Below are 17,886 nucleotides of genomic sequence, written 5' to 3'. Positions count from 1 at the left end.
AGAAAGATAGGCTACCAAAATGAAATTACAACAATTAGCTGAAGAAAAAGTCGGTGTACTGATTGTATTCACCCTGCTTGTAGTCAGCGTCGGCCTTCTGATTGAGGCTGTTCCGCTGTTCTTCACCAAGGCAGTTACCGAACCTGCGCCCGGCGTGAAACCATATAACGCTCTGCAAGTGGCCGGTCGCGATATTTATGTGCGCGAAGGCTGCTACAACTGCCACTCTCAAATGATTCGTCCATTCCGTGCAGAAACTGAACGTTACGGTCATTATTCCGTTGCCGGTGAGTCTGTTTATGACCATCCGTTCCAATGGGGTTCTAAACGTACCGGTCCGGATTTGGCTCGTGTCGGCGGCCGTTATTCCGATGAATGGCACCGCATCCACCTGCTGAACCCGCGCGACGTTGTGCCGGAGTCCAATATGCCTGCATTCCCATGGCTCGCACGCAATAAAGTCGATGCCGAGGCAACTGTGGCGCATATGAAAGCCCTGCGTAAAGTGGGTACACCTTACAGCGATGAAGAAATTGCCAAAGCACCTGAAATGCTGGCTAACAAATCAGAGCTGGACGCTGTTATCGCCTATCTGCAAGGCTTGGGCTTGGCATTGAAAAACGTAAGGTAACATCATGGACGCTAACTGGGCTCGCTCGCTCTTTACTGTTTGGGTATTTATCAGCTTTATTTTAGTCCTCTATATTGTGTTCAATAGACGCAATAAGAAAAACTATGACGATGCTGCCAGCAGTATTTTCGATAATGACGAACGAAGGCCGTCTGAAAAGGACGATCAAGCTCAGTCAGTCCGTGATCACGGAGCAAAATAATGAACACAACATCCCAATTTACCAGTAGTTTCTGGAGTATATATATTGCCGTTATCGTCGTGCTCAGCTTCATCGGCCTGGCTTGGCTTCTGCTTTCGCAAAACGTTGTGAAACGCCCTAAAAAAGGCGAAGAAGTAAAAACCACAGGTCATGAGTGGGACGGCATTTCGGAGTACAACAACCCTCTGCCACGTTGGTGGTTTTGGCTTTATGTCTGCACATGGCTGTTTGGCGTCGGCTACCTGATTATGTATCCAGGTATTGGCGATTACAAAGGCCTGTGGGGCTGGAGCAGCCATGGTCAATATGAAGAAGAAGTTGCCAAAGCCAATCAGCAATACGGTAAAGTGTATGCTAAATTTTCCAATATGCCGATTGAGAAAGTGGCTAAAGACCCTGAAGCCCGTGCTATTGCACAAAACCTTTTCAATACCTACTGTATCCAATGTCACGGCTCAGATGCCAAAGGCTCCAAAGGCTTCCCGAATTTGACCGACGACGACTGGTTGTGGGGTGGCGAACCTGAAAAAATTCAGGAAACCATTGAAAAAGGCCGTACTGCCTCTATGCCGGCATGGGGGCCTGCTTTGGGTGAAGAAGGAGTGAAAAACGTAACACAGTATGTTATGTCTCTTTCTAAACCTAAAGGTCAATACGACGAAGAACGTGCAGAACGCGGTAAAGCCCTGTTTAGCGGCCCACCTGCCAACTGTTTCACTTGTCACGGCGACAAAGGTCAAGGTATCCAAGGCCTCGGCCCGAATCTGACCGACGATGTATGGTTGTGGGGCGGTACTCAAAAAGCGATTACCGAAACCATTACCAACGGCCGCAGCAGCCAAATGCCTGCTTGGGGTCACTTCCTTGACAAAGACAAGCTGCACATCATGACCGCTTATGTTTGGGGTTTGTCCAACAAAGACGGTAAAAAAGCTCCTGCTAAAAAAGCCGAGCCTGCTCCGGTAGCTCAACCTGCCGATGTTTCTGCTCCGGCGGCTGCTTCTGCTCCTGCTGCCGATAAAGCTGCTTCAGATGCTAAAGCTGCTCCGGCTGCTGAAGCCAAACCTGCTGAAAAAGCAGAAGCAGCTCCGGTTAAGGTAGACGGCAAAGCTGTTTTTGAAGCCAACTGTAAAACATGTCATGGCGGTATGATTCCGGGCGCACCTGTTGTCGGTAAAAAAGACGACTGGGCTCCTCGAATTAAGCAAGGTAAAGATACTTTGCACAAACACGCGCTTGAAGGTTTTAATTCAATGCCTGCCAAAGGCGGCAACAGCAGCTTGAGTGACGATGAGGTTAAAGCGGCTGTAGACTTTATGGCAAATGAGTCCGGTGCAAAATTCTAATTTTGAGTCGGATTGAAAAAAGCGTACCTAACAAGGTACGCTTTTTTATATTTGATAAAACCAATAAGAGAAGACATATCAAAGAGGTGAAATATATAAGGCCGTCTGAAACATTCAGACGGCCTTTGTTCTTGGTTCAACCAAAATTAATCAATCCAAAGTGGACGTGCTGCGTTTCAGGAACCATTCGCTGAAAGGCCACTCAACACTGTCGAGTAAGTTTTTGGTAATTAGCCCCAGTTCCGTATCGCCTTCGATTTGCAATTTACGGTTGAAAAATAAGGTATCGGGATCTTCCTCGCGCATCATCATGCGCATGAAGTCTATACCGTTGGCCGCCAGCCTCAGATCGGGGACGCCACTGAAGTTGTCGTCCAGGAATTTTTCCGTATTGGCACTAAACCGCACTTTGATACCGGCATCCAAAACTTCGATTTCGAATTTTCTTCCGGCAAAAAGTTCCATATCGGCAGGCAGTAAACCTTTTCTCAGCATGGTATTCAATACGGAGACCAAAACAAAGCGTGGAGGTTTGCCGGGAAGTTTGGTACCGATTTTTGTCATCCATTTGGGTAATATGATTTCAGGCAGCGCCATAATATGCCTCCTTCACGGTTTCAATACCGGGCTGACCGCGCCAATAGCCGTCAACCAGTGTTCCGGTAGTCAATCGTTCCAACTCAGGGTGGACATCTTCCCATGTGGCTTTTCCGTCCAATACATCGCGGTGAATTTGGATAATTTCAGCCATGCTGTGCATTTGTGGCGACAGTCTGAGCATATTCACGCCGATTTTATTCAAGTCTTCATGGTGGGGCAGTAGGTTTTGGCAGCCGTAAGACATGGTTTGGATGCCGTTGATGGTGAGAAACGGCTGGCCTTCTCGCGTATTCATGGCCATACCGTGCTCATGATCGAGGCAGCGGAACTCGCAACTGTCTTTATTCAGATTGTAATGGCGGGCGGTAAAGCAACGTGATGAATAGGCAAGCGGCATTTTACCCCAAGCGAAGAGTTCAGTTTCAATGCCGTCTGAAGCCTTGATGATTTCGGCAACCTTATCGCGGCTTAGCTCGGACGGTGCAATCCAGCGGAATGCCCCTAATTTTCGGAATACGTCCAAAGTAGTTTCGTTGTAGATATTCAGGCTTGCACCGGCAACAAAAGGAATGCCGTGTTCGCGTGCCAATTTGACCGCCCCCATGTCGTTGGCTTCAACTTTAAACTTTCCCTGCTCCGTGATTTTGCGCAGGCGTTTCAGATCGGATTCGCTTTCGAGCAGGACTTGTGAAGAAAGAATAATCTCCTTACCGCTTTCCGCCAAGTCTTCAGCCAGTCCGAACCAGTCGGCAAAGCGCATTTTCTGACGGCGTGAGCAGACTACCTCGCCCAAATAGACCGTATCCAACGGCGTATCCAGCATGGAAACGTAAAATTCCAGTAGGGCTTCTTTTTGCCAGAAAAATAAAATAGGGCCCAGCGACAATTTCAATGAATTCATTTTTTTCCCCTTATTTCCATGGGCGGTTGTATGCGCCCAAAGTTGTCTGATGACCTTCCGAAACTTTGCTCAAGGCATTGTTCCAGGACGGATTGACTTTGAAATGCGATGGGTCGGCTGCGGCTGCATCCAGTGCTTGGCGCAGGGATTTGGTTACTTGCGCCGTATACATCGGACTGCGTTGGCGTCCCTCGATTTTGATGGCGGATACACCGATTTTGATGAGTTCGGGCAACATTTCCAAAACATTCAGGCTGGTCGGTTCTTCCAAAGCATAGTAGGTCTCATCATTGACTTCAAAGCGGCCTTTGCACAAGGTTGGATAACCTGCCGGTTCATTGGGTTTGTATTGGTCTATCAATACCTGGTTTAGACGTACGTTCATGCGGTCGGGTAGTTGTTCCCAGCGGACGGATTTTGCCGGAGAGCAGACACCTTGCATATTGGGCGATTCGCCTGTTGCATAGCTCGACAAGATGCAACGGCCTTCCACCATCACACACAAACTACCGAAGCCAAAGACTTCAATTTCCACATCAGTATTGTCAATCACATGTTTGACCTGATCGATGGTCAGCACGCGCGGCAAAACGGCACGACGGATGCCGAACAGCTCTTTCATCATATTGATGGCTTCGTAATTGGTGGCCGAACCTTGTACTGACATATGCAGGCGTAAATTCGGATGTTTGTCTGCCGCATACGCCATGATGGCGGGGTCGGCAACAATAATCGCATCGGCACCCAAATCCGCCGCCGTATCCACAGCAGCGTGCCAACGCTCCACTTGGCCGGCTTGTGCGAATGTATTGATGGCCATCAGTACATTGCGCCCGCGCGCATGGGCGTAAGCTACGCCTTCCCGCGCAGATTTCATATCGAAATTCAGTCCCGGAAAGTTTCGTGCATTGGTTGCATCTTTCAAACCCATGTAAACCGTGTCCGCACCATTGTCCACAGCGGTTTTCAGTGCAGGCAGGTTGCCGGCGGGACAGACCAATTCTGGAATTTTCTGCATTTTGTGTTCCTCGTCTTGATGATAACCTCTATCGGGTTAATCAATATTTTGTAGAATTCCGAATATTTTATGGATTAATGACACAAGATATGCTGATTTAAATCAAATCGAAAAAATCAGATTGACGTAGGCATATTGTTTACAAAATCTTAACAGACGTTGTTTTTTATATATTTCATGTGCTTAAAAATTTTGATGACGGATTTTGTTTCAAAATCGGCTTATGTTTTTAACTATCGCATTTATTAATTTTTACAATAATTGCGATGGAAAAATGAAAAAGGCCGTCTGAAAATCTGGTTTCAGACGGCCTTTCGCTTTAAAGGGGTAGATTTAAGAGAAACCCAAGCGTTTATCGGGTCGGGTAAACACAAAAATAAACAGAGAAGTTAACGCGCCCAAAGTATCGGCAAGCATGTCTTTTTGCGCGTCCCAAATATCGCCTTGAGAACCTAAGAATTCCAGTCCGGCCTCTCCGCCGTCGATGACGGCATATTGCCATTCGATGATTTCATAGGCGGCAGCCACGCTCATAATGAAGAACAGGGAGAAAAATAAGGCCAACGGCAGGTTGCACAGCTTCCGGCGCAGCAGCCATTCAGCCATTGGATAGGCGTAGAAGCCGATGATGTAATGGGCAATACGGTCGTAATGATTGCGGTTTTCGCCCAAAATCGGTTCAAAAAAGCGGTTGATGGATTCAAACGGTACATCTGCAAAAGTGTAGTATGCACCGATGGAATGCATAATCAGCCAAAAACTCATGAATAAGTAGGCCAGGTTGCTGAAGCGGAAAATGCGGTAGGTGGCAACCAGAAGGAAGAATACGGATGCTACGGGGATAATTTCGGCGTACCAGACTGCGCGGTCATGAGGATTAATGCCTGACCAAACAATAAGGGCGAAGATAATTGCAGCAAGAAAAATAGGAAAGATTGGAGAGGGTTTATCCATGTTGTGTGTATGTAATAACAATGGTTACGTATTGTATAACGAATTGGTAGGACTGGAAGTTTCGATCATTAAAGGCCGTCTGAAAAACAGCTTTCAGACGGCCTGAAGTTTAGCCGTTCCAGAAATAACGGGTGATGTGGAAAAACACGGGTGCGGCAAAACAGATCGAATCCACACGGTCAAGCATACCGCCGTGGCCGCGTATCATATTGCCCCAGTCTTTGACACCGTAATCGCGTTTGATGGCAGACATAACCAGGCCGCCAAAGAAGCCCATCAGGCAGACGATAAAGCCGATAATGGCTGCTTGGCCGTGAGAGAACGGCGTAATCGGCGCCATCAGCGCGGCAATGGCAGTGGCCGATAAAATACCGCCGACAGTGCCGGAAATAGTTTTTGACGGAGAAAGCGAAGGCATGATTTTTGCACCGCCAATCAGTTTGCCCCAAACGTATTGCAACACATCCGATACTTGCACCACGCCAATCAGGAAGATCAGCAACAGGATATTGTTGCCGTTATCGAAGCCATCCAAGTCCAGAAACATCAGCGCCGGAACATGAGACAGACAGAAGATGCAAATCATCGCCATCCATTGTGTTTTGGCGGCGCGTTCCAAAAAGTGTGCCGTTTGGCCGCTGAGGCTGGCAATAATCGGCAGTATCAAAAAGCCGTAAACCGGAATAAAAATGCTGAACATGCCGTACCAGCCGTCATAGACGAAATAGTATTGCACCGGCAGAAGCAGGTAAAAGCAGACCACCATGCTGTAATAGTCGCTGCGGCGTCGATAGACGAGGGTCATAAATTCGCGCAGTGCGGCAAATGAAATCAGGAAAAACAGTACAACCGTCCCGATTTTGCCGAACCAAAATGCACCCAGCAACACCAACGTCATCAGCCACCATGCGTAAATACGGGCGTTGAGGTTGGCAATGGTGGCATTATCTGCGCCGTTTTTGCGCTTGAGCCATTGTCCGATGATGCTGGCAAAACACAATACGGCAAATACGCCGACAAAAATATAGCTGGCTTGCGGAGTCAGATGAGCGGCGGCTTGTTCGACAATGATTTGTTGGGAAGTCGTAGAAAGGCTCATGCTTGTTCTCCTTTGTTTTGCTGAACTTCAGATTCATTTTGGCAAAGCTCGCTGCGGTCGTTTTCAGACGGCCTGAGTGCCAGTAGCGCCTCACGGCTGCGTGTCAAAAAGCTGTCTTTGTCTTCGTTTTCCTGCAAAGTAAGCGGCTGTCCGATATGGACTTCACACAAAAGCGGGATAGGCAGGATTTTGCCTTTGGGCAGTACGCGGCTGATGTTGTCTATCCAAATCGGCACAAATTCGGTATTGGGTTTACTTTTCGCCAGATGATAAATGCCGGACTTGAACGGCAGCAGGATGGTGTTGTCGTCAGTATTACGCGTGCCTTCAGGGAAAATAATCAAAGAGTCGCCTGCGTTCAGCGCGTCTTTCATCTGTTCGGTAATTGCTTGCGGATTATCACTATGGCGCGGAATCAGCAAGGCATTGAAAACGTTTTGAATGATGAAGCGTTTGAGTTTGCTTGTCAGCCAGTAATCCGAACCGGCGACTGGGCGCGTGGACAAGCGCCAGCGGCGGGGCAGGGAAATCCACACCAATACAAAATCGCCATGGCTGCCGTGATTGGCGTAATAGACTTTTTGGTGCTGATTGAATGTCAGCTCGCGCGGACTTTTGGGGCGTACGCCCGTAAGAAAAGAGACCGACAGACATAAGGCTTGGTCAGTTAGCCAGGCAAGTTGTTTTTTGAGGAAGTTTTTCATTGTTTCTGCCTTTGGGAGTGAGATACCGCTCTAGATCTGGTTTGGGTAAATTAGCCAAAATAATCAAATGCTTTGGATAAGCAAAATTAAAAATTGTGCGGCGGTCAGGTATAAGCTTTTGCGCCATAAGGAAAGTGCGCCGTTTATCCGTTGGGTCAACGTACGGCTGCCTGAAATTTGGCGTAAACCGTTTTGCTGTAAGGTGTGGTCGAAGTCTTCAGGAGAGTAGCGGTTGTCGGCAAAGTCTTGGAACACGCGACGGTCGAAGTGAATGCGGATATGGCAGTACAGCAAAACTGCTGCCAAGACAAGTTGCACCGCAAACCATGCGCCGCCATATTTTGCCGACAAGGCGAGCAGCAAGGCATTGCAGGCGGCAACATAATGTGCGGTAGAGAGCAGGTGGGCAGTAATACGGCTGTCGGTTGCGTTGTCCATCATTATCCTTGTTTTAAACGGTTGGCCGCAGCTTCAACTGCTTGGGCGGTGGCCGGCGATAATACCATTTGCGGCCGAGCCTGTTTGAGTTCGGCCTTCGCTTGCGCCAAGTTTTTGCAGCCACCATAGACCAGCAGCCACGTCAGCACCACTGCGGCACTTCTTCCATAACCCAAAGCGCAACATACCAGCGCTTTGCCGTGTTTTTGGCGCAAGGTTTCCAATATCAAGGCCGTCTGAACCAAATCGTTTTCAGACGGCGTTACCATATCCAGTAAAGGCAGAGCGCGATATGCTCCCTGATAGCTACGGCAGGGATATTCGGCGCATACATCCAATACGACAGGCAAATGGTTTGAAATCCCTAAAACGCTGCCAATTAATACATCATTGCGGACTGGTGCCGTTTTCGCTTTACCGCGTAACCAATACGCCATGTTTAGCCGTACGCTCACCAGATAAGGCAATAGTAAAACCGTCGCTGCCACCGATAATTTACCGTTAGCCTGTTTTTGGAATATGTTTGCATTTCCAGTCAAATAGGCAAAGGATACCATCAGTAAAGACACGCTAATCCATATCAACCACAGCCACACACCACCCAGCAGCGCAGGCAAAGCCGTCAAACACGCGCCAAGTAAATACAGCAACGCAATCCTTCTTGAGCGTACATCACTCAAGCCCAGTCTTAACGGCGAAGTCATCTGACGCGGGAAAGCCCACAACACCAGCCAGCCAAGCAATGCTCCTGTCGGCACGTCAATAAAATGATGTTGATAAGTTGTCAGTACCGACAGGGCAATCAGGCTTTGCCATAAGAAAAGAGGCAGGCGGATTTTGGGAAAGCGCGTCCAATAAAATGCACCCACGATAATTGCCAACGCAATATGCAAAGATGGCGCTTGGTTGTACGGCAAATCAAATGCAGCCAATGAATCAAACAGCCAGCCTGACAGTCCATCGGCAGGCGGTTTAGGCCACCCGAAACGCAGCGGAAACAGCACAAAGCAAGCAGTCGCAATCAGTTGGGCGGCTACAAGGTGCGCTACATATCGGTTTTGTTCATGTGTATCACGGCAAAGAAAAAATGCCGCGGCATACATCAGGTTCAGCGACCAATAAGGCACAATCGTCCATGCCCAAAACGGAATATTGCTCTCCCATGCAAAAGCGATTTCAGGTACATAGTCCAGCGATGCCGCGTAATGGTTGGAGAGGCCGTAGCTGGTGTAGAACAGGATACCGACTGAAATCAGCTTGAGTAGGGAGGTTTTGAGGGTAGGTTTCATGGATAGGTACATGGTTTAAATAAGGCCGTCTGAAAGTTAAAAAATTGTTCAGACGGCCTTTATTTTTATTTCTTCACTGCCAAGCTCACGGTGAAAATACCGTCTTCGTCTATCCATTGATGGATTTTTTCAAAACCGGCTTTTTCAACCAACTGATCCATTTCCTGCTGACTGCGGCGGCGCATTACCCAGTTTGGGCTGCCTGCTTTGTGGCTGGTCAGGGCGCGGGCAATCATTTCCAGTTGCGGATGCCACGGCTGGCCGGTGTAAATCAGGTAGCCGCCGGTTTCAATGGCTTCTCCAAAGCCGTAGAGCGAGTTTAAAATCAAATCGTTGTCGGCAAACAATTCGTGCAAGCCGGAGACGATGCCTAGGGTAGGGCGCGGCTGTAAATCATGATAATTGGCGCGGTCGTAAGCATTGACTTCATTGAAGGTTACCGTGTTTTGCAAGCCGCGTTCTGCAATCAGTTTGCGGCCGGCTTCGACATTAATCGGGCTGTAATCGCGCAAGCGTACGGAATCAGGCAATGTGTCGGCAGTCAGGGCATCCAATACATAGCGGCCATGACCGGACGCGATATCCAAAACGTGTACAGGTTTGCCTGCTTCACGCAATTTAGCTGAGGCCGTCTGAATGGCTTTGCCGATATTGACTTTGCGTTGGCGAATGCCGCGCCAGCCGATGGCGTTGAGATAGTATTTGTCCACCCATACACCGAAAGCGTTGCTGCCTTGCGGTTGATTGCGGTAGACATAATCCAGCGTGCTACCCGAATCAAAACCTGTTTCTTGACCGATTCTCAAGCCTTCACTCCAGCGTGAACCCAGTTTGAGCGAGGCGCGATATGTTGCCCAAAATGCGCCGCGAGGCGTACAAACAGGCAAAGGCGTAGCCAGTTCGTCGGCTTCGCGACGGTTGTCTCCAAACAAGTGCGCTTGAGTCAGATCGACTTGTTGCAAAGGCTGATTGAAACGCTCGCGGATAAAACGGCGCATTTCGACAAATGCGATTTCACGGTCTTGCTCGCCTAACGTATCGTGGTAGAAACCGGGCAGGATATGGCGCTCTTTAATATGGCTGCCTAAGCGGTTGTAGAAATCGTGTTGCGGTTTGTGATGAACAACCCAATCGCTGCCTGAAATCAACAGTTGTATAGGCGTAGTAATCGCTTGTGCATCGGCAACGACGCGCTCGGCCGCCTCATATAAACCCAGCAGGATGCGCACAGAAATAGCGCGGGCAATCAGCGGATCATTGTCGTAGCTTTTTTGACGTTCGACATTGTGGGTCAGATAGTGGGCTTTGACGTAGCTGTTGACAAAGAAATTGCCACGCCATTTTTGCATAATTTTCAAACCGGTACGGGCAAACGGAACATAGAGTTTGACTTTGAACGCAGGCGAAGCCAATACGGCGCAACGGATTTTCGGCGCGTAATCGTGCAACCAAGTAGAAACCAATACCGCACCAACACTTTGTGCAATCACGCAGATGTTTTCAGGTTTGATGCCGTATTCGCTTTGAATGTGTCGGATAAAATCATCTACATCAGCAACCGAAGTACCGATACTCGGACTATCGCCGCGTTCACCAGGGCTGTAACCATGACCGCGCGCGTCCCAAGCAAAATAGGCAAAATCATCAAAACCTAGCTCATCTGCCACAAACATCATCCGGCCGGAGTGCTCATGCCCGCGATGGAACAGCACAATGGCTTTGTCGGAAGAACCATCAGCAGCAGGGCGATAGCGGTAGAAAAGCGAAGTACCGTCTTGGGTAGAAAAGAATTTTTGCTGTTCGGACATGAGAAACTCCTAATAGTCATATTTTTTGAACAGTATCATGACATATCGAATAAATGCAATGACTATCCGATAGACGGACGAATGCAATGATGGAGAGAAATGGTAAAAGATGGTTTCAAATTTCACTTAAAACTGATGACAGTGATTGTGAAAAGGGTTAGATAGGGGGTGGATAACCTTACAAACTACTACCGACATATCATCATAAACTCTTTGTTTTGCAATTAATTTACGAAACACAGTCAGACGGGACTTATCGTTATCATATTGTTGCCAAATTTTTTCTCTTATTTCTTCTGAAGGGGAATCGCTTAGGCCGTCTGAATAGTTTTCAGACGGCCTTTACTGCGTTTAACCAAGCACTAATTAACTGCTAATTTTGTCATGTTTTAATACATCCATCGAAACCCGAATACACATTTAAAAAGGAAATCAAACATGAAAAAATTTTTATTGACCGCCATCGTTGCTTTGTCTGCCGCTACTGCCGGTGCCAGTGATTATATCGAACACAAAATCTACAGCGACAAAAACTTCGAGCAAAATCGTGCTAAAGCCGTAAAAATTTTGGAACAACGCGGCTATCAAGTTCACGATGTTGAAGCCGATAGCCGTCGAGGTCAGCCTGTGTTGGATATCGAGGCTTTTAAAGATGGTCGTGAGTACGACATTGTTTTGTCTTATCCTGATTTGAAAATTATTAAAGAACGCATCGACTATTAATATTTTGATGCAAAGCGGGTTGTCGCAGGACTTTGGGGTTCTGCGGCAGTTTGCTATTTAGGTATTTAAAGAATGTAAGCTACATGTAAATTACCTAAAATAAATGAACTAAATATGCTTTTTATTTTCCATTTAATTCAAAGTGTTTGATGTTGGGAGTCATGATATGGATTTGAATGATTGGAAGGAAAATGGTCGGCCGAAGCAGATGGGCGACCAAGACAAATCTTTAAACGACGGCGTATCTGCCGATTCCCAACAGGACGTTGATTTTTGGGATCGCAATCGAAACAATACTGTTGAAAACGAAGTTGAGGTTGCGGCTGAAACGGTAGAAGTTCAGGAGGAGGTAGAAGGTCAGGAAGCAGTTGAACATCCTGAGATGCCGTCTGAAAAAAGTGAAAAGAAAGCCAAACGCAAAAAAGACAAGGCAAAAAAGAAAAAAAATAAAGCCGAAGATTTGAATGCGCCTGATTTGTTGGGTACGAATAAGGGCGTGGAAACCATGTTCCGCAACGCCGTACGCTCGGAGATGGAATTGTTGGCGCTGGCGGCAACCAAAGCGAATATTATGATTTCGCTGAATGGTTTTATCGTGTCTGCTCTGATGATTTCGGGCGCGTTTATTTTTTCATCGTCGCCCGAATTTTTGATTCCGGCCAGTACGTTTATGATTACTGCCGCCGCATCTATCGTGTTTGCGTTGCTTTCTGCTTCGCCGGAACGTATCGGCAAAATGCAGGCGGCGCGGACATGGTTTAAGGATTTTATCCGCGGCCGTTCTAAGCTGCGGGACTTGAAAACCCGCCTCAGTAGTACCGAAACGCGCTTTTTTGGCGGCAGCCAACCCAATATTTTGATTTATGAAGACCGTGTGAAACTGCAAAAAGATCAATATTGGGAAATGATGCAGGAGATTATGGGCGACCGTAAACAAATCTATGAAAAGATGAGCGACCATCTTTATTGGCTTGGTTTGTTGGCGGACAAACAGTTCAAATACATCAATTTGTCTTACGCGGTATTCCGCTGGGGCTTGCTGGCTTCACTGGTGGCGTTTATCGGCGTGAAAACATTGCCGTCATTGCTGATACCGCCGGCCAACAATGCGGCAGAGCTGCGTTCGCTGGGAATCAATATGTTTAACGGTGTGTACGAGCCTTCCGCCGTACAACAGCTTCCGGACGGTAATTTGCTGATTGCGGAAGACGAACCCAACCATGCATTCAGTATCATCAGCATTGATAAAACGGGCAGGTTTGTGGAAGACGAGGCATTGGATACGCGCGTGATTACCGGTTTCAAACGCCGTCTCAGCGACTTGGAGGCTTTGGCGCGCGATGATGAAGGCTTTATCTACGCGCTGACTTCACATTCGCGCACCCGTAAAGGCAACCGCTCACCCGACCGCGAACATCTGATGCGCTTTAAAATCCAAGACGGCAATGTGTTGGGGCTGACCAGTTACGACAATTTGACGCAGGTTTTGGAAACCGATCACAAGCTGCATGATTTGATTCGTGAGCGAACCAAGGCAGAAGTTTCTTTTGAAGAAATCAATATTGAGGGCATGGCGTTTGATCCGGTGAAAAAACGTCTTGTTTTGGGCTTCCGTGATCCTGAGTTCAACAATATGGCTTTGGTCGCATTTATCAGCAATCCGAAAGATGTGTTTGAGCGCAATGCCAAACCTGAATTTGATGAAGTGGCGGTGATTGATATTGATGGCGGCGGTATCCGTTCCCTCAACTATGATCCTGTGTTGAAAACCTACGTGATTGCCAATGAAGTGAAGGATGAGAATGGACAGAAATTTTCACAACTGTGGACTTGGAGCGGTAACCCGACCGATGAACAGCAAAAAATCTCTCTGCCTAATCTGCAACACATCACCAACGTTGAAGCTGTTGATTCGATTACCGTTAACGGCAAGCCTCAAATGATTCTAATGGGTGACGAAGGTAATGCTTCGCAGAAAATTACTGCCAAGTATATGTTGGTAGATTACAGTCAACTGGGTAAACAGTAAGTGATCTTCGCTGACGGATAAAAGGCCGTCTGAAACCGATAGTTTATGGTTTCAGACGGCCTTCAAGCCATTGATGACACGTTTGTAGCAGGTATAAACCAATGCCGCGCAGGCCAGCCACATAAGGATATAGAAAGTCGGATGGAAGCTGCCGGCGATTGCATACCATACTGCCAATGCACCGATAAAGAATGCACGGTCGCTTTTGCCGAATGGCCCGTCATAACGCCGGCTGTTGCCATGAACTTGTCCCAAAACGCCGCAAAACTCAGTCATTGCCGCCAGCCAAATAAACAGGGCAATTTGTACGCCGCCGAAGGGCGCGATGAAGGCAAAAGGCAGATACAAAGCAGCATCGGCGACAATATCGGTGATTTCATTCAAATAGCCACCCAATGCCGATTGTTGACCGAACTCCCGTGCCAGCATACCGTCCATCGCATTCAGTGCCATGCGGACAAACAACCAGATCGGCAAAAGCCAGAATAATGTGGATACACCTGCAAACAATGCTAAAAGCAAACCGAGCAAAATGGAAACGGCGCAGGCAAACAGGGTTACCTGATTGGCAGTAATGCCTTTTTGATACAGTCTCTTAACGATGGGGCGCAACAGGTTTTGGAATTTTGGTTTCAGGGCGTAGATACTCATCATTATGCAGAATAAAAGAAAACGAAGTGCCGTGATTATAGACGAAATCCGTTATAATCCGTCAATCTTCGAATCACGCGGTTCGCAAACCTCCCGCGTTAACAAAACTAGGAATTTACAATGGAAAAACAGCAAGCCCTCGTTATTTTTTCGGGCGGGCAGGATTCAACGACCTGCCTGATTCAGGCAATTCAAACCTATGGCCGTGAAAATGTGCAGGCCATCACTTTTCAATATGGGCAACGCCACGCCATCGAATTGGAGCGCGCGCGTTGGATTGCCCAAGATTTGGGCGTGAAGCAGACGGTACTCGATTTGAGCCTGATGCAACAGATTACGCATAACGCCTTGATGGATGATACGGTATCTATTGAAACAGCTTCAGACGGCCTGCCCAATACATTTGTAGATGGACGCAATGCTTTGTTTTTGCTGTATGCCGCCATTTACGCCAAAGGGCAGGGAATACGCCATATCATTGCCGGCGTGTGCGAAACCGATTTTTCGGGTTATCCCGACTGTCGCGATGTGTTCGTCAAGTCGATGAATGTCACATTGAATCTGGCCATGGATTACGCTTTTCAAATCCACACGCCCTTGATGTATTTAACCAAAGCGCAAACTTGGGCATTGGCGGATGAAATGGGTGTGTTGGATTATATTCGCGAGCATACGCATACCTGTTATAACGGCGTGGTCGGTGGTTGTCATGAATGTCCGAGCTGTATTTTGCGCGAGCGTGGTTTGTCGGAGTATTTGAAAAGTAAAAAGGCCGTCTGAATCAAGAGGGGCATATATTTCCAATAGCCAGTTGTACGAAAAGGCCGTCTGAAAAATTCATTTCAGACGGCCTTTGGCTATGTATTTTGTTCTGCTTAGAACAGCAAATCTGCCGGCTCGCTGCTTGCCGGAGCATCTTTCACAGGAGCAGAGGCTGGGGCAGTAGCCGGTTCGGAAGCGGCTTTAGTTGCAGAAGCAGGAGCGTCGGCCGGAGTGGTTGCCGGTTTGGCAGCAGGTTTTGCCGGTTTCACCGGAGTCGGACGAACGCTTTGTTTCGGTTCGGATGCTGCCTTGTTTGCATCGTCGGTAGCATCGACTTCGATTTCAGTACCTTGAGGCAATACCACATCTTTAGCAGGAGCCTGTTTCGGCATGACTTTAGGTTTGCTGTAAGCATCCGTGCCGCTGGTCCATGCCAAAGATTTCAAAGGCGATTTGAGTTTCACGCCTTTGGCGCAGGTCAGACAGTTTGCCGCTCCGGTGCGTCCTTTCAGGATTGCATCCACACGCGCGGCTGGAATGGTTTTACCGTGCGCTTTTGCCCAAGCGGCAATGCTTTTTTTCAGGGCAGCCGTATCAAGGTTTTTCTTGTCGTATGGGTCACGATAGGCAGCCAGCCACAAGTTTTGGTTGGCATCTTCGTTCAGGCTCGCCATTTGGTAGATAACGGAGGCAGGAGAACCTGTTGCGATGGTTTTGGCGAATTCTAATGCATCAGGCGATTTCATGCGCACGCAACCATGGCTGCGGACGCCGGGTACGCTGGCAGGGGCATTGGTGCCGTGAATGCCAAGGCTTAATTTAGGGTCGCCAAGGCGGACAAATACCGGGCCCAGCGGGTTATTTGGGCCGGCCGGTACGCTTTTAACGCCGTCATTGCGTTCTTTTTGGATAGATTTAGGGATGTGCCAAACCGGGTTGTAGGCTTTTGCACCGATTTTATGTTCGCCCAGATTGGTTTGGGTCATGGCTTTGCCGACGGCAACAGGATAAATTTTGCTCAGTTTACCGTTGTCGTAGAGGAACAAACGCTGTTGCGTAATATTGATAACGACGTGTTGTCCGGAAGAGGCGGGGGAGACGTCTGGAATAAGTGTGTTTGCAGCAGCGGCCGAGGTCAGAAGGGCGGCTGTCAGGCCAAGGAATAATTTTTTCATGTCGTCTTTTTTTTGTAGGGATTGAAATGAAAGTTTTTGGCGCATGATACCTGAAACTCTGTGTTTTTGTGAGAAAATATGCGCTTTCGGTATTGGAAGACAGTCAGACGGCCGGTAAGCGGCTGTCTGACGGAAACGGTATGAGTGTGAAAGAACGGTATCAAGAGGCGGAAGTTTTTTCTTTGGATTATGAGGGCAGGGGTGTTGCCAGAGTCGATGGAAAGACTGTATTCATCGGCGGTGCGCTGCCCGGAGAGCGTGTAACGTTTGCCATTCATAAAGAAAAAAAGCAGTTTGCAGAAGCTCAGGTCGAAACGGTTTTAAAACCTTCTTCCGAACGCATTGAGCCAGCTTGTTGCTATTTTGATACATGTGGCGGCTGTTCGCTTCAACATGTTTCTTTCGGAGCGCAAGTTGCGTTAAAGCAACGGATTTTGGAAGAGCAGTTGGAACGGATAGGTAAGGTCAAGCCGGAAATAATTTTACCTCCTTTATATGGTTACTCCTGGTATTATCGCGATAGAGCGCGTTTAAGTGTTTCGGTGGATAAACAAGGCCGTCTGAACCTCGGTTTTCAGGCCAAAAAAAGCCATGATGTCGTCAATATCCGCCATTGCCATATTTTGCCTAAGCATGTGTCCGATAGATTGCCTGATGTCCGCAATTTGCTGCAAAAGCTGCATGATGACGGTGTAAAAGTGAAATTTGTTGAGTTTTATTGCGGGAAAAATGTGACAGCGCTCAACATTCGTTTCATAAATCAACCGTTTGGACAAATATTAAGCGAATTGCGTAATTGGTTTGATAATATATTGTCGGGTGCTGAAAAGGCATGGCAAATATGGTTGCAGGATCATGCCGAGTCCTTGCCGTTTTATCCCGAGAATGCTCCTGCTCTGAACTATAATTTTGCTCAATTTGATGTAGAAATGCCTTACAAACCCGGTGATTTTACGCAGATTAATGCGCAGCTGAACGAAGTGATGGTGGCAAGGGCGGTCAGACTTTTAAACCCTCAAAAAGGGGAGCGGATTGCCGATCTGTTTTGCGGTTTGGGCAATTTTAGTTTGCCGCTGGCGAAAAGTGGCGCATCGGTTGTCGGTATTGAAGGCGCTTATTATTTGGTAGATAGGGCAAGGGAAAATGCCCGCCTGAATCGTTGTGCCGAGAATATGACGTTTTCTGTTGCCGACTTGTTCGATACCGATGAAAAAACTGTTGAGTCATGGGGAAAATTTGACAAGATGCTACTGGATCCGCCGAGAAGTGGGGCTTATGCTGTTGTCAAATCGCTACATAAGCCATTTTTACCTCAGAAGATAGTGTATGTTTCGTGTAATCCATCAACATTTGCACGAGATGCCGGTGTCTTGGTTGATAAGGGTTATAAGTTTAAGGCAGCGGGAATCATGAATATGTTTGCACAAACCTCGCATGTTGAATCCATTGGTGTGTTTGAGTTGTAAATTGGTATCAAGTCCTTTATGTGAGTAGGGTTTTTAATGTAAAAATGAGTGCATTCATGTTATCATCATTCGTTTGGGGAATTAATAACG

18 protein-coding genes and 1 riboswitch are annotated in these 17,886 nt (G+C 47.7%); of the genes, 7 read left to right on the top strand and 11 right to left on the bottom strand.

The genetic code is table 11. The features are described 5' to 3' along the window. Positions 1-19: 19 nt before the first annotated feature. Genes ccoO through ccoP form a run of 3 tightly spaced genes read left to right on the top strand, consistent with a single transcriptional unit; the run spans position 20 to position 2,179 of the window. Entirely contained in the window at positions 20-631 is a 612-nt protein-coding gene (gene ccoO, locus HMPREF2871_RS08135) for a cytochrome-c oxidase, cbb3-type subunit II (RefSeq protein WP_003748778.1), read from the top strand. Positions 632-635: 4 nt separating this feature from the next. After that, positions 636-833, top strand: a complete 198-nt coding sequence (locus HMPREF2871_RS08130) for a cbb3-type cytochrome oxidase subunit 3 (RefSeq protein ID WP_004519588.1) — start codon at positions 636-638, stop codon at positions 831-833. Then, the gene (ccoP, locus tag HMPREF2871_RS08125; RefSeq protein ID WP_004519589.1) at positions 833-2,179 is read left to right on the top strand and encodes a cytochrome-c oxidase, cbb3-type subunit III; all 1,347 of its coding nucleotides are present in this window, start codon (positions 833-835) and stop codon (positions 2,177-2,179) included. Before HMPREF2871_RS08130 ends, ccoP begins: the two co-directional genes overlap by 1 nt. A 150-nt stretch (positions 2,180-2,329) precedes the next feature. On the opposite strand, the gene HMPREF2871_RS08120 is transcribed toward ccoP, so the two are convergent. The 9 genes from HMPREF2871_RS08120 to HMPREF2871_RS08080 all read right to left on the bottom strand — a co-directional run bounded on the left by HMPREF2871_RS08120 (position 2,330) and on the right by HMPREF2871_RS08080 (position 10,990). After that, positions 2,330-2,776, bottom strand: a complete 447-nt coding sequence (locus HMPREF2871_RS08120; protein ID WP_004519590.1) for a ubiquinone anaerobic biosynthesis accessory factor UbiT — start codon at positions 2,774-2,776, stop codon at positions 2,330-2,332. Continuing rightward, positions 2,763-3,680 carry a U32 family peptidase gene (locus HMPREF2871_RS08115; RefSeq protein ID WP_004519591.1) on the bottom strand — a complete coding sequence of 306 codons (918 nt, stop codon included), beginning with the start codon at positions 3,678-3,680 and terminating at the stop codon, positions 2,763-2,765. Before HMPREF2871_RS08115 ends, HMPREF2871_RS08120 begins: the two co-directional genes overlap by 14 nt. Before the next feature lie 10 nt (positions 3,681-3,690). Then, a complete protein-coding gene (locus HMPREF2871_RS08110) occupies positions 3,691-4,698 on the bottom strand; it encodes a ubiquinone anaerobic biosynthesis protein UbiU (RefSeq protein ID WP_003748766.1) in 1,008 nt (335 codons plus the stop codon). Between the two features lie 333 nt (positions 4,699-5,031). Then, complete coding sequence (locus HMPREF2871_RS08105; protein ID WP_049344892.1) at positions 5,032-5,652, bottom strand: DUF2238 domain-containing protein; 621 nt, start codon at positions 5,650-5,652, stop codon at positions 5,032-5,034. Positions 5,653-5,761: 109 nt separating this feature from the next. Next, positions 5,762-6,751 (bottom strand): phosphatidate cytidylyltransferase, encoded by a 990-nt coding sequence (locus HMPREF2871_RS08100; protein WP_004519594.1) that lies wholly within the window; start codon positions 6,749-6,751, stop codon positions 5,762-5,764. Then, positions 6,748-7,455, bottom strand: a complete 708-nt coding sequence (locus HMPREF2871_RS08095; protein ID WP_039862078.1) for a lysophospholipid acyltransferase family protein — start codon at positions 7,453-7,455, stop codon at positions 6,748-6,750. Before HMPREF2871_RS08095 ends, HMPREF2871_RS08100 begins: the two co-directional genes overlap by 4 nt. A gap of 63 nt (positions 7,456-7,518) precedes the next feature. Beyond that, positions 7,519-7,893, bottom strand: a complete 375-nt coding sequence (locus tag HMPREF2871_RS08090; protein WP_039862080.1) for a hypothetical protein — start codon at positions 7,891-7,893, stop codon at positions 7,519-7,521. 2 nt (positions 7,894-7,895) lie between these two features. Then, positions 7,896-9,182: a dual specificity protein phosphatase family protein gene (locus tag HMPREF2871_RS08085; protein ID WP_224783390.1), complete on the bottom strand. Its 1,287-nt coding sequence runs from the start codon at positions 9,180-9,182 to the stop codon at positions 7,896-7,898. A 65-nt stretch (positions 9,183-9,247) separates the two neighbouring features. After that, a complete protein-coding gene (locus HMPREF2871_RS08080; protein WP_049344891.1) occupies positions 9,248-10,990 on the bottom strand; it encodes a bifunctional alpha/beta hydrolase/class I SAM-dependent methyltransferase in 1,743 nt (580 codons plus the stop codon). A 438-nt stretch (positions 10,991-11,428) separates the two neighbouring features. Here HMPREF2871_RS08080 and HMPREF2871_RS08075 point away from each other — a divergent pair, with 438 nt between their 5' ends. Both HMPREF2871_RS08075 and HMPREF2871_RS08070 read left to right on the top strand, forming a co-directional pair. Continuing rightward, positions 11,429-11,713 carry a PepSY domain-containing protein gene (locus tag HMPREF2871_RS08075; RefSeq protein ID WP_004519602.1) on the top strand — a complete coding sequence of 95 codons (285 nt, stop codon included), beginning with the start codon at positions 11,429-11,431 and terminating at the stop codon, positions 11,711-11,713. 382 nt (positions 11,714-12,095) lie between these two features. Then, positions 12,096-13,742: a Pycsar system effector family protein gene (locus HMPREF2871_RS08070; RefSeq protein ID WP_224783392.1), complete on the top strand. Its 1,647-nt coding sequence runs from the start codon at positions 12,096-12,098 to the stop codon at positions 13,740-13,742. 51 nt (positions 13,743-13,793) lie between these two features. Here HMPREF2871_RS08070 and HMPREF2871_RS08065 read toward each other — a convergent pair whose 3' ends face one another. After that, entirely contained in the window at positions 13,794-14,393 is a 600-nt protein-coding gene (locus HMPREF2871_RS08065) for a CDP-alcohol phosphatidyltransferase family protein (protein WP_039862085.1), read from the bottom strand. 71 nt (positions 14,394-14,464) lie between these two features. Further along, a riboswitch (PreQ1 riboswitch) is annotated at positions 14,465-14,510 on the top strand. Positions 14,511-14,513: 3 nt separating this feature from the next. On the opposite strand from HMPREF2871_RS08065, the gene queC reads away from it, so the two are divergent. Next, a complete protein-coding gene (gene queC / locus HMPREF2871_RS08060) occupies positions 14,514-15,173 on the top strand; it encodes a 7-cyano-7-deazaguanine synthase QueC (protein WP_004519606.1) in 660 nt (219 codons plus the stop codon). 95 nt (positions 15,174-15,268) lie between these two features. On the opposite strand, the gene HMPREF2871_RS08055 is transcribed toward queC, so the two are convergent. Then, a complete protein-coding gene (locus HMPREF2871_RS08055) occupies positions 15,269-16,330 on the bottom strand; it encodes a L,D-transpeptidase (RefSeq protein WP_039862112.1) in 1,062 nt (353 codons plus the stop codon). Between the two features lie 140 nt (positions 16,331-16,470). Here HMPREF2871_RS08055 and rlmD point away from each other — a divergent pair, with 140 nt between their 5' ends. Continuing rightward, complete coding sequence (gene rlmD, locus HMPREF2871_RS08050; RefSeq protein WP_039862086.1) at positions 16,471-17,796, top strand: 23S rRNA (uracil(1939)-C(5))-methyltransferase RlmD; 1,326 nt, start codon at positions 16,471-16,473, stop codon at positions 17,794-17,796. Positions 17,797-17,886 lie beyond the last annotated feature (90 nt).

Source organism: Neisseria sp. HMSC067G12 (assembly GCF_001812725.1).
Taxonomy (GTDB): Bacteria; Pseudomonadota; Gammaproteobacteria; order Burkholderiales; family Neisseriaceae; genus Neisseria; species Neisseria perflava.
Note: the sequence above shows the minus strand (reverse complement) of the source record. Positions and strands in the feature narration are given on the sequence as shown.

Excerpts from the sequence above, each read along its gene's own strand:
- HMPREF2871_RS08070 (WP_224783392.1), top strand. The coding sequence starts at position 12,096 with ATGCCGTCTGAAAAAAGTGAAAAGAAAGCCAAACGCAAAAAAGACAAG.
- HMPREF2871_RS08095 (WP_039862078.1), bottom strand. The coding sequence starts at position 7,455 with ATGAAAAACTTCCTCAAAAAACAACTTGCCTGGCTAACTGACCAAGCC.
- HMPREF2871_RS08130 (WP_004519588.1), top strand. The coding sequence starts at position 636 with ATGGACGCTAACTGGGCTCGCTCGCTCTTTACTGTTTGGGTATTTATC.
- HMPREF2871_RS08085 (WP_224783390.1), bottom strand. The coding sequence starts at position 9,182 with ATGAAACCTACCCTCAAAACCTCCCTACTCAAGCTGATTTCAGTCGGT.
- ccoO (WP_003748778.1), top strand. The coding sequence starts at position 20 with ATGAAATTACAACAATTAGCTGAAGAAAAAGTCGGTGTACTGATTGTA.
- HMPREF2871_RS08105 (WP_049344892.1), bottom strand. The coding sequence starts at position 5,652 with ATGGATAAACCCTCTCCAATCTTTCCTATTTTTCTTGCTGCAATTATC.
- HMPREF2871_RS08075 (WP_004519602.1), top strand. The coding sequence starts at position 11,429 with ATGAAAAAATTTTTATTGACCGCCATCGTTGCTTTGTCTGCCGCTACT.
- rlmD (WP_039862086.1), top strand. The coding sequence starts at position 16,471 with ATGAGTGTGAAAGAACGGTATCAAGAGGCGGAAGTTTTTTCTTTGGAT.
- ccoP (WP_004519589.1), top strand. The coding sequence starts at position 833 with ATGAACACAACATCCCAATTTACCAGTAGTTTCTGGAGTATATATATT.
- HMPREF2871_RS08100 (WP_004519594.1), bottom strand. The coding sequence starts at position 6,751 with ATGAGCCTTTCTACGACTTCCCAACAAATCATTGTCGAACAAGCCGCC.
- HMPREF2871_RS08090 (WP_039862080.1), bottom strand. The coding sequence starts at position 7,893 with ATGGACAACGCAACCGACAGCCGTATTACTGCCCACCTGCTCTCTACC.
- queC (WP_004519606.1), top strand. The coding sequence starts at position 14,514 with ATGGAAAAACAGCAAGCCCTCGTTATTTTTTCGGGCGGGCAGGATTCA.
- HMPREF2871_RS08115 (WP_004519591.1), bottom strand. The coding sequence starts at position 3,680 with ATGAATTCATTGAAATTGTCGCTGGGCCCTATTTTATTTTTCTGGCAA.
- HMPREF2871_RS08080 (WP_049344891.1), bottom strand. The coding sequence starts at position 10,990 with ATGTCCGAACAGCAAAAATTCTTTTCTACCCAAGACGGTACTTCGCTT.
- HMPREF2871_RS08110 (WP_003748766.1), bottom strand. The coding sequence starts at position 4,698 with ATGCAGAAAATTCCAGAATTGGTCTGTCCCGCCGGCAACCTGCCTGCA.
- HMPREF2871_RS08120 (WP_004519590.1), bottom strand. The coding sequence starts at position 2,776 with ATGGCGCTGCCTGAAATCATATTACCCAAATGGATGACAAAAATCGGT.
- HMPREF2871_RS08055 (WP_039862112.1), bottom strand. The coding sequence starts at position 16,330 with ATGAAAAAATTATTCCTTGGCCTGACAGCCGCCCTTCTGACCTCGGCC.
- HMPREF2871_RS08065 (WP_039862085.1), bottom strand. The coding sequence starts at position 14,393 with ATGAGTATCTACGCCCTGAAACCAAAATTCCAAAACCTGTTGCGCCCC.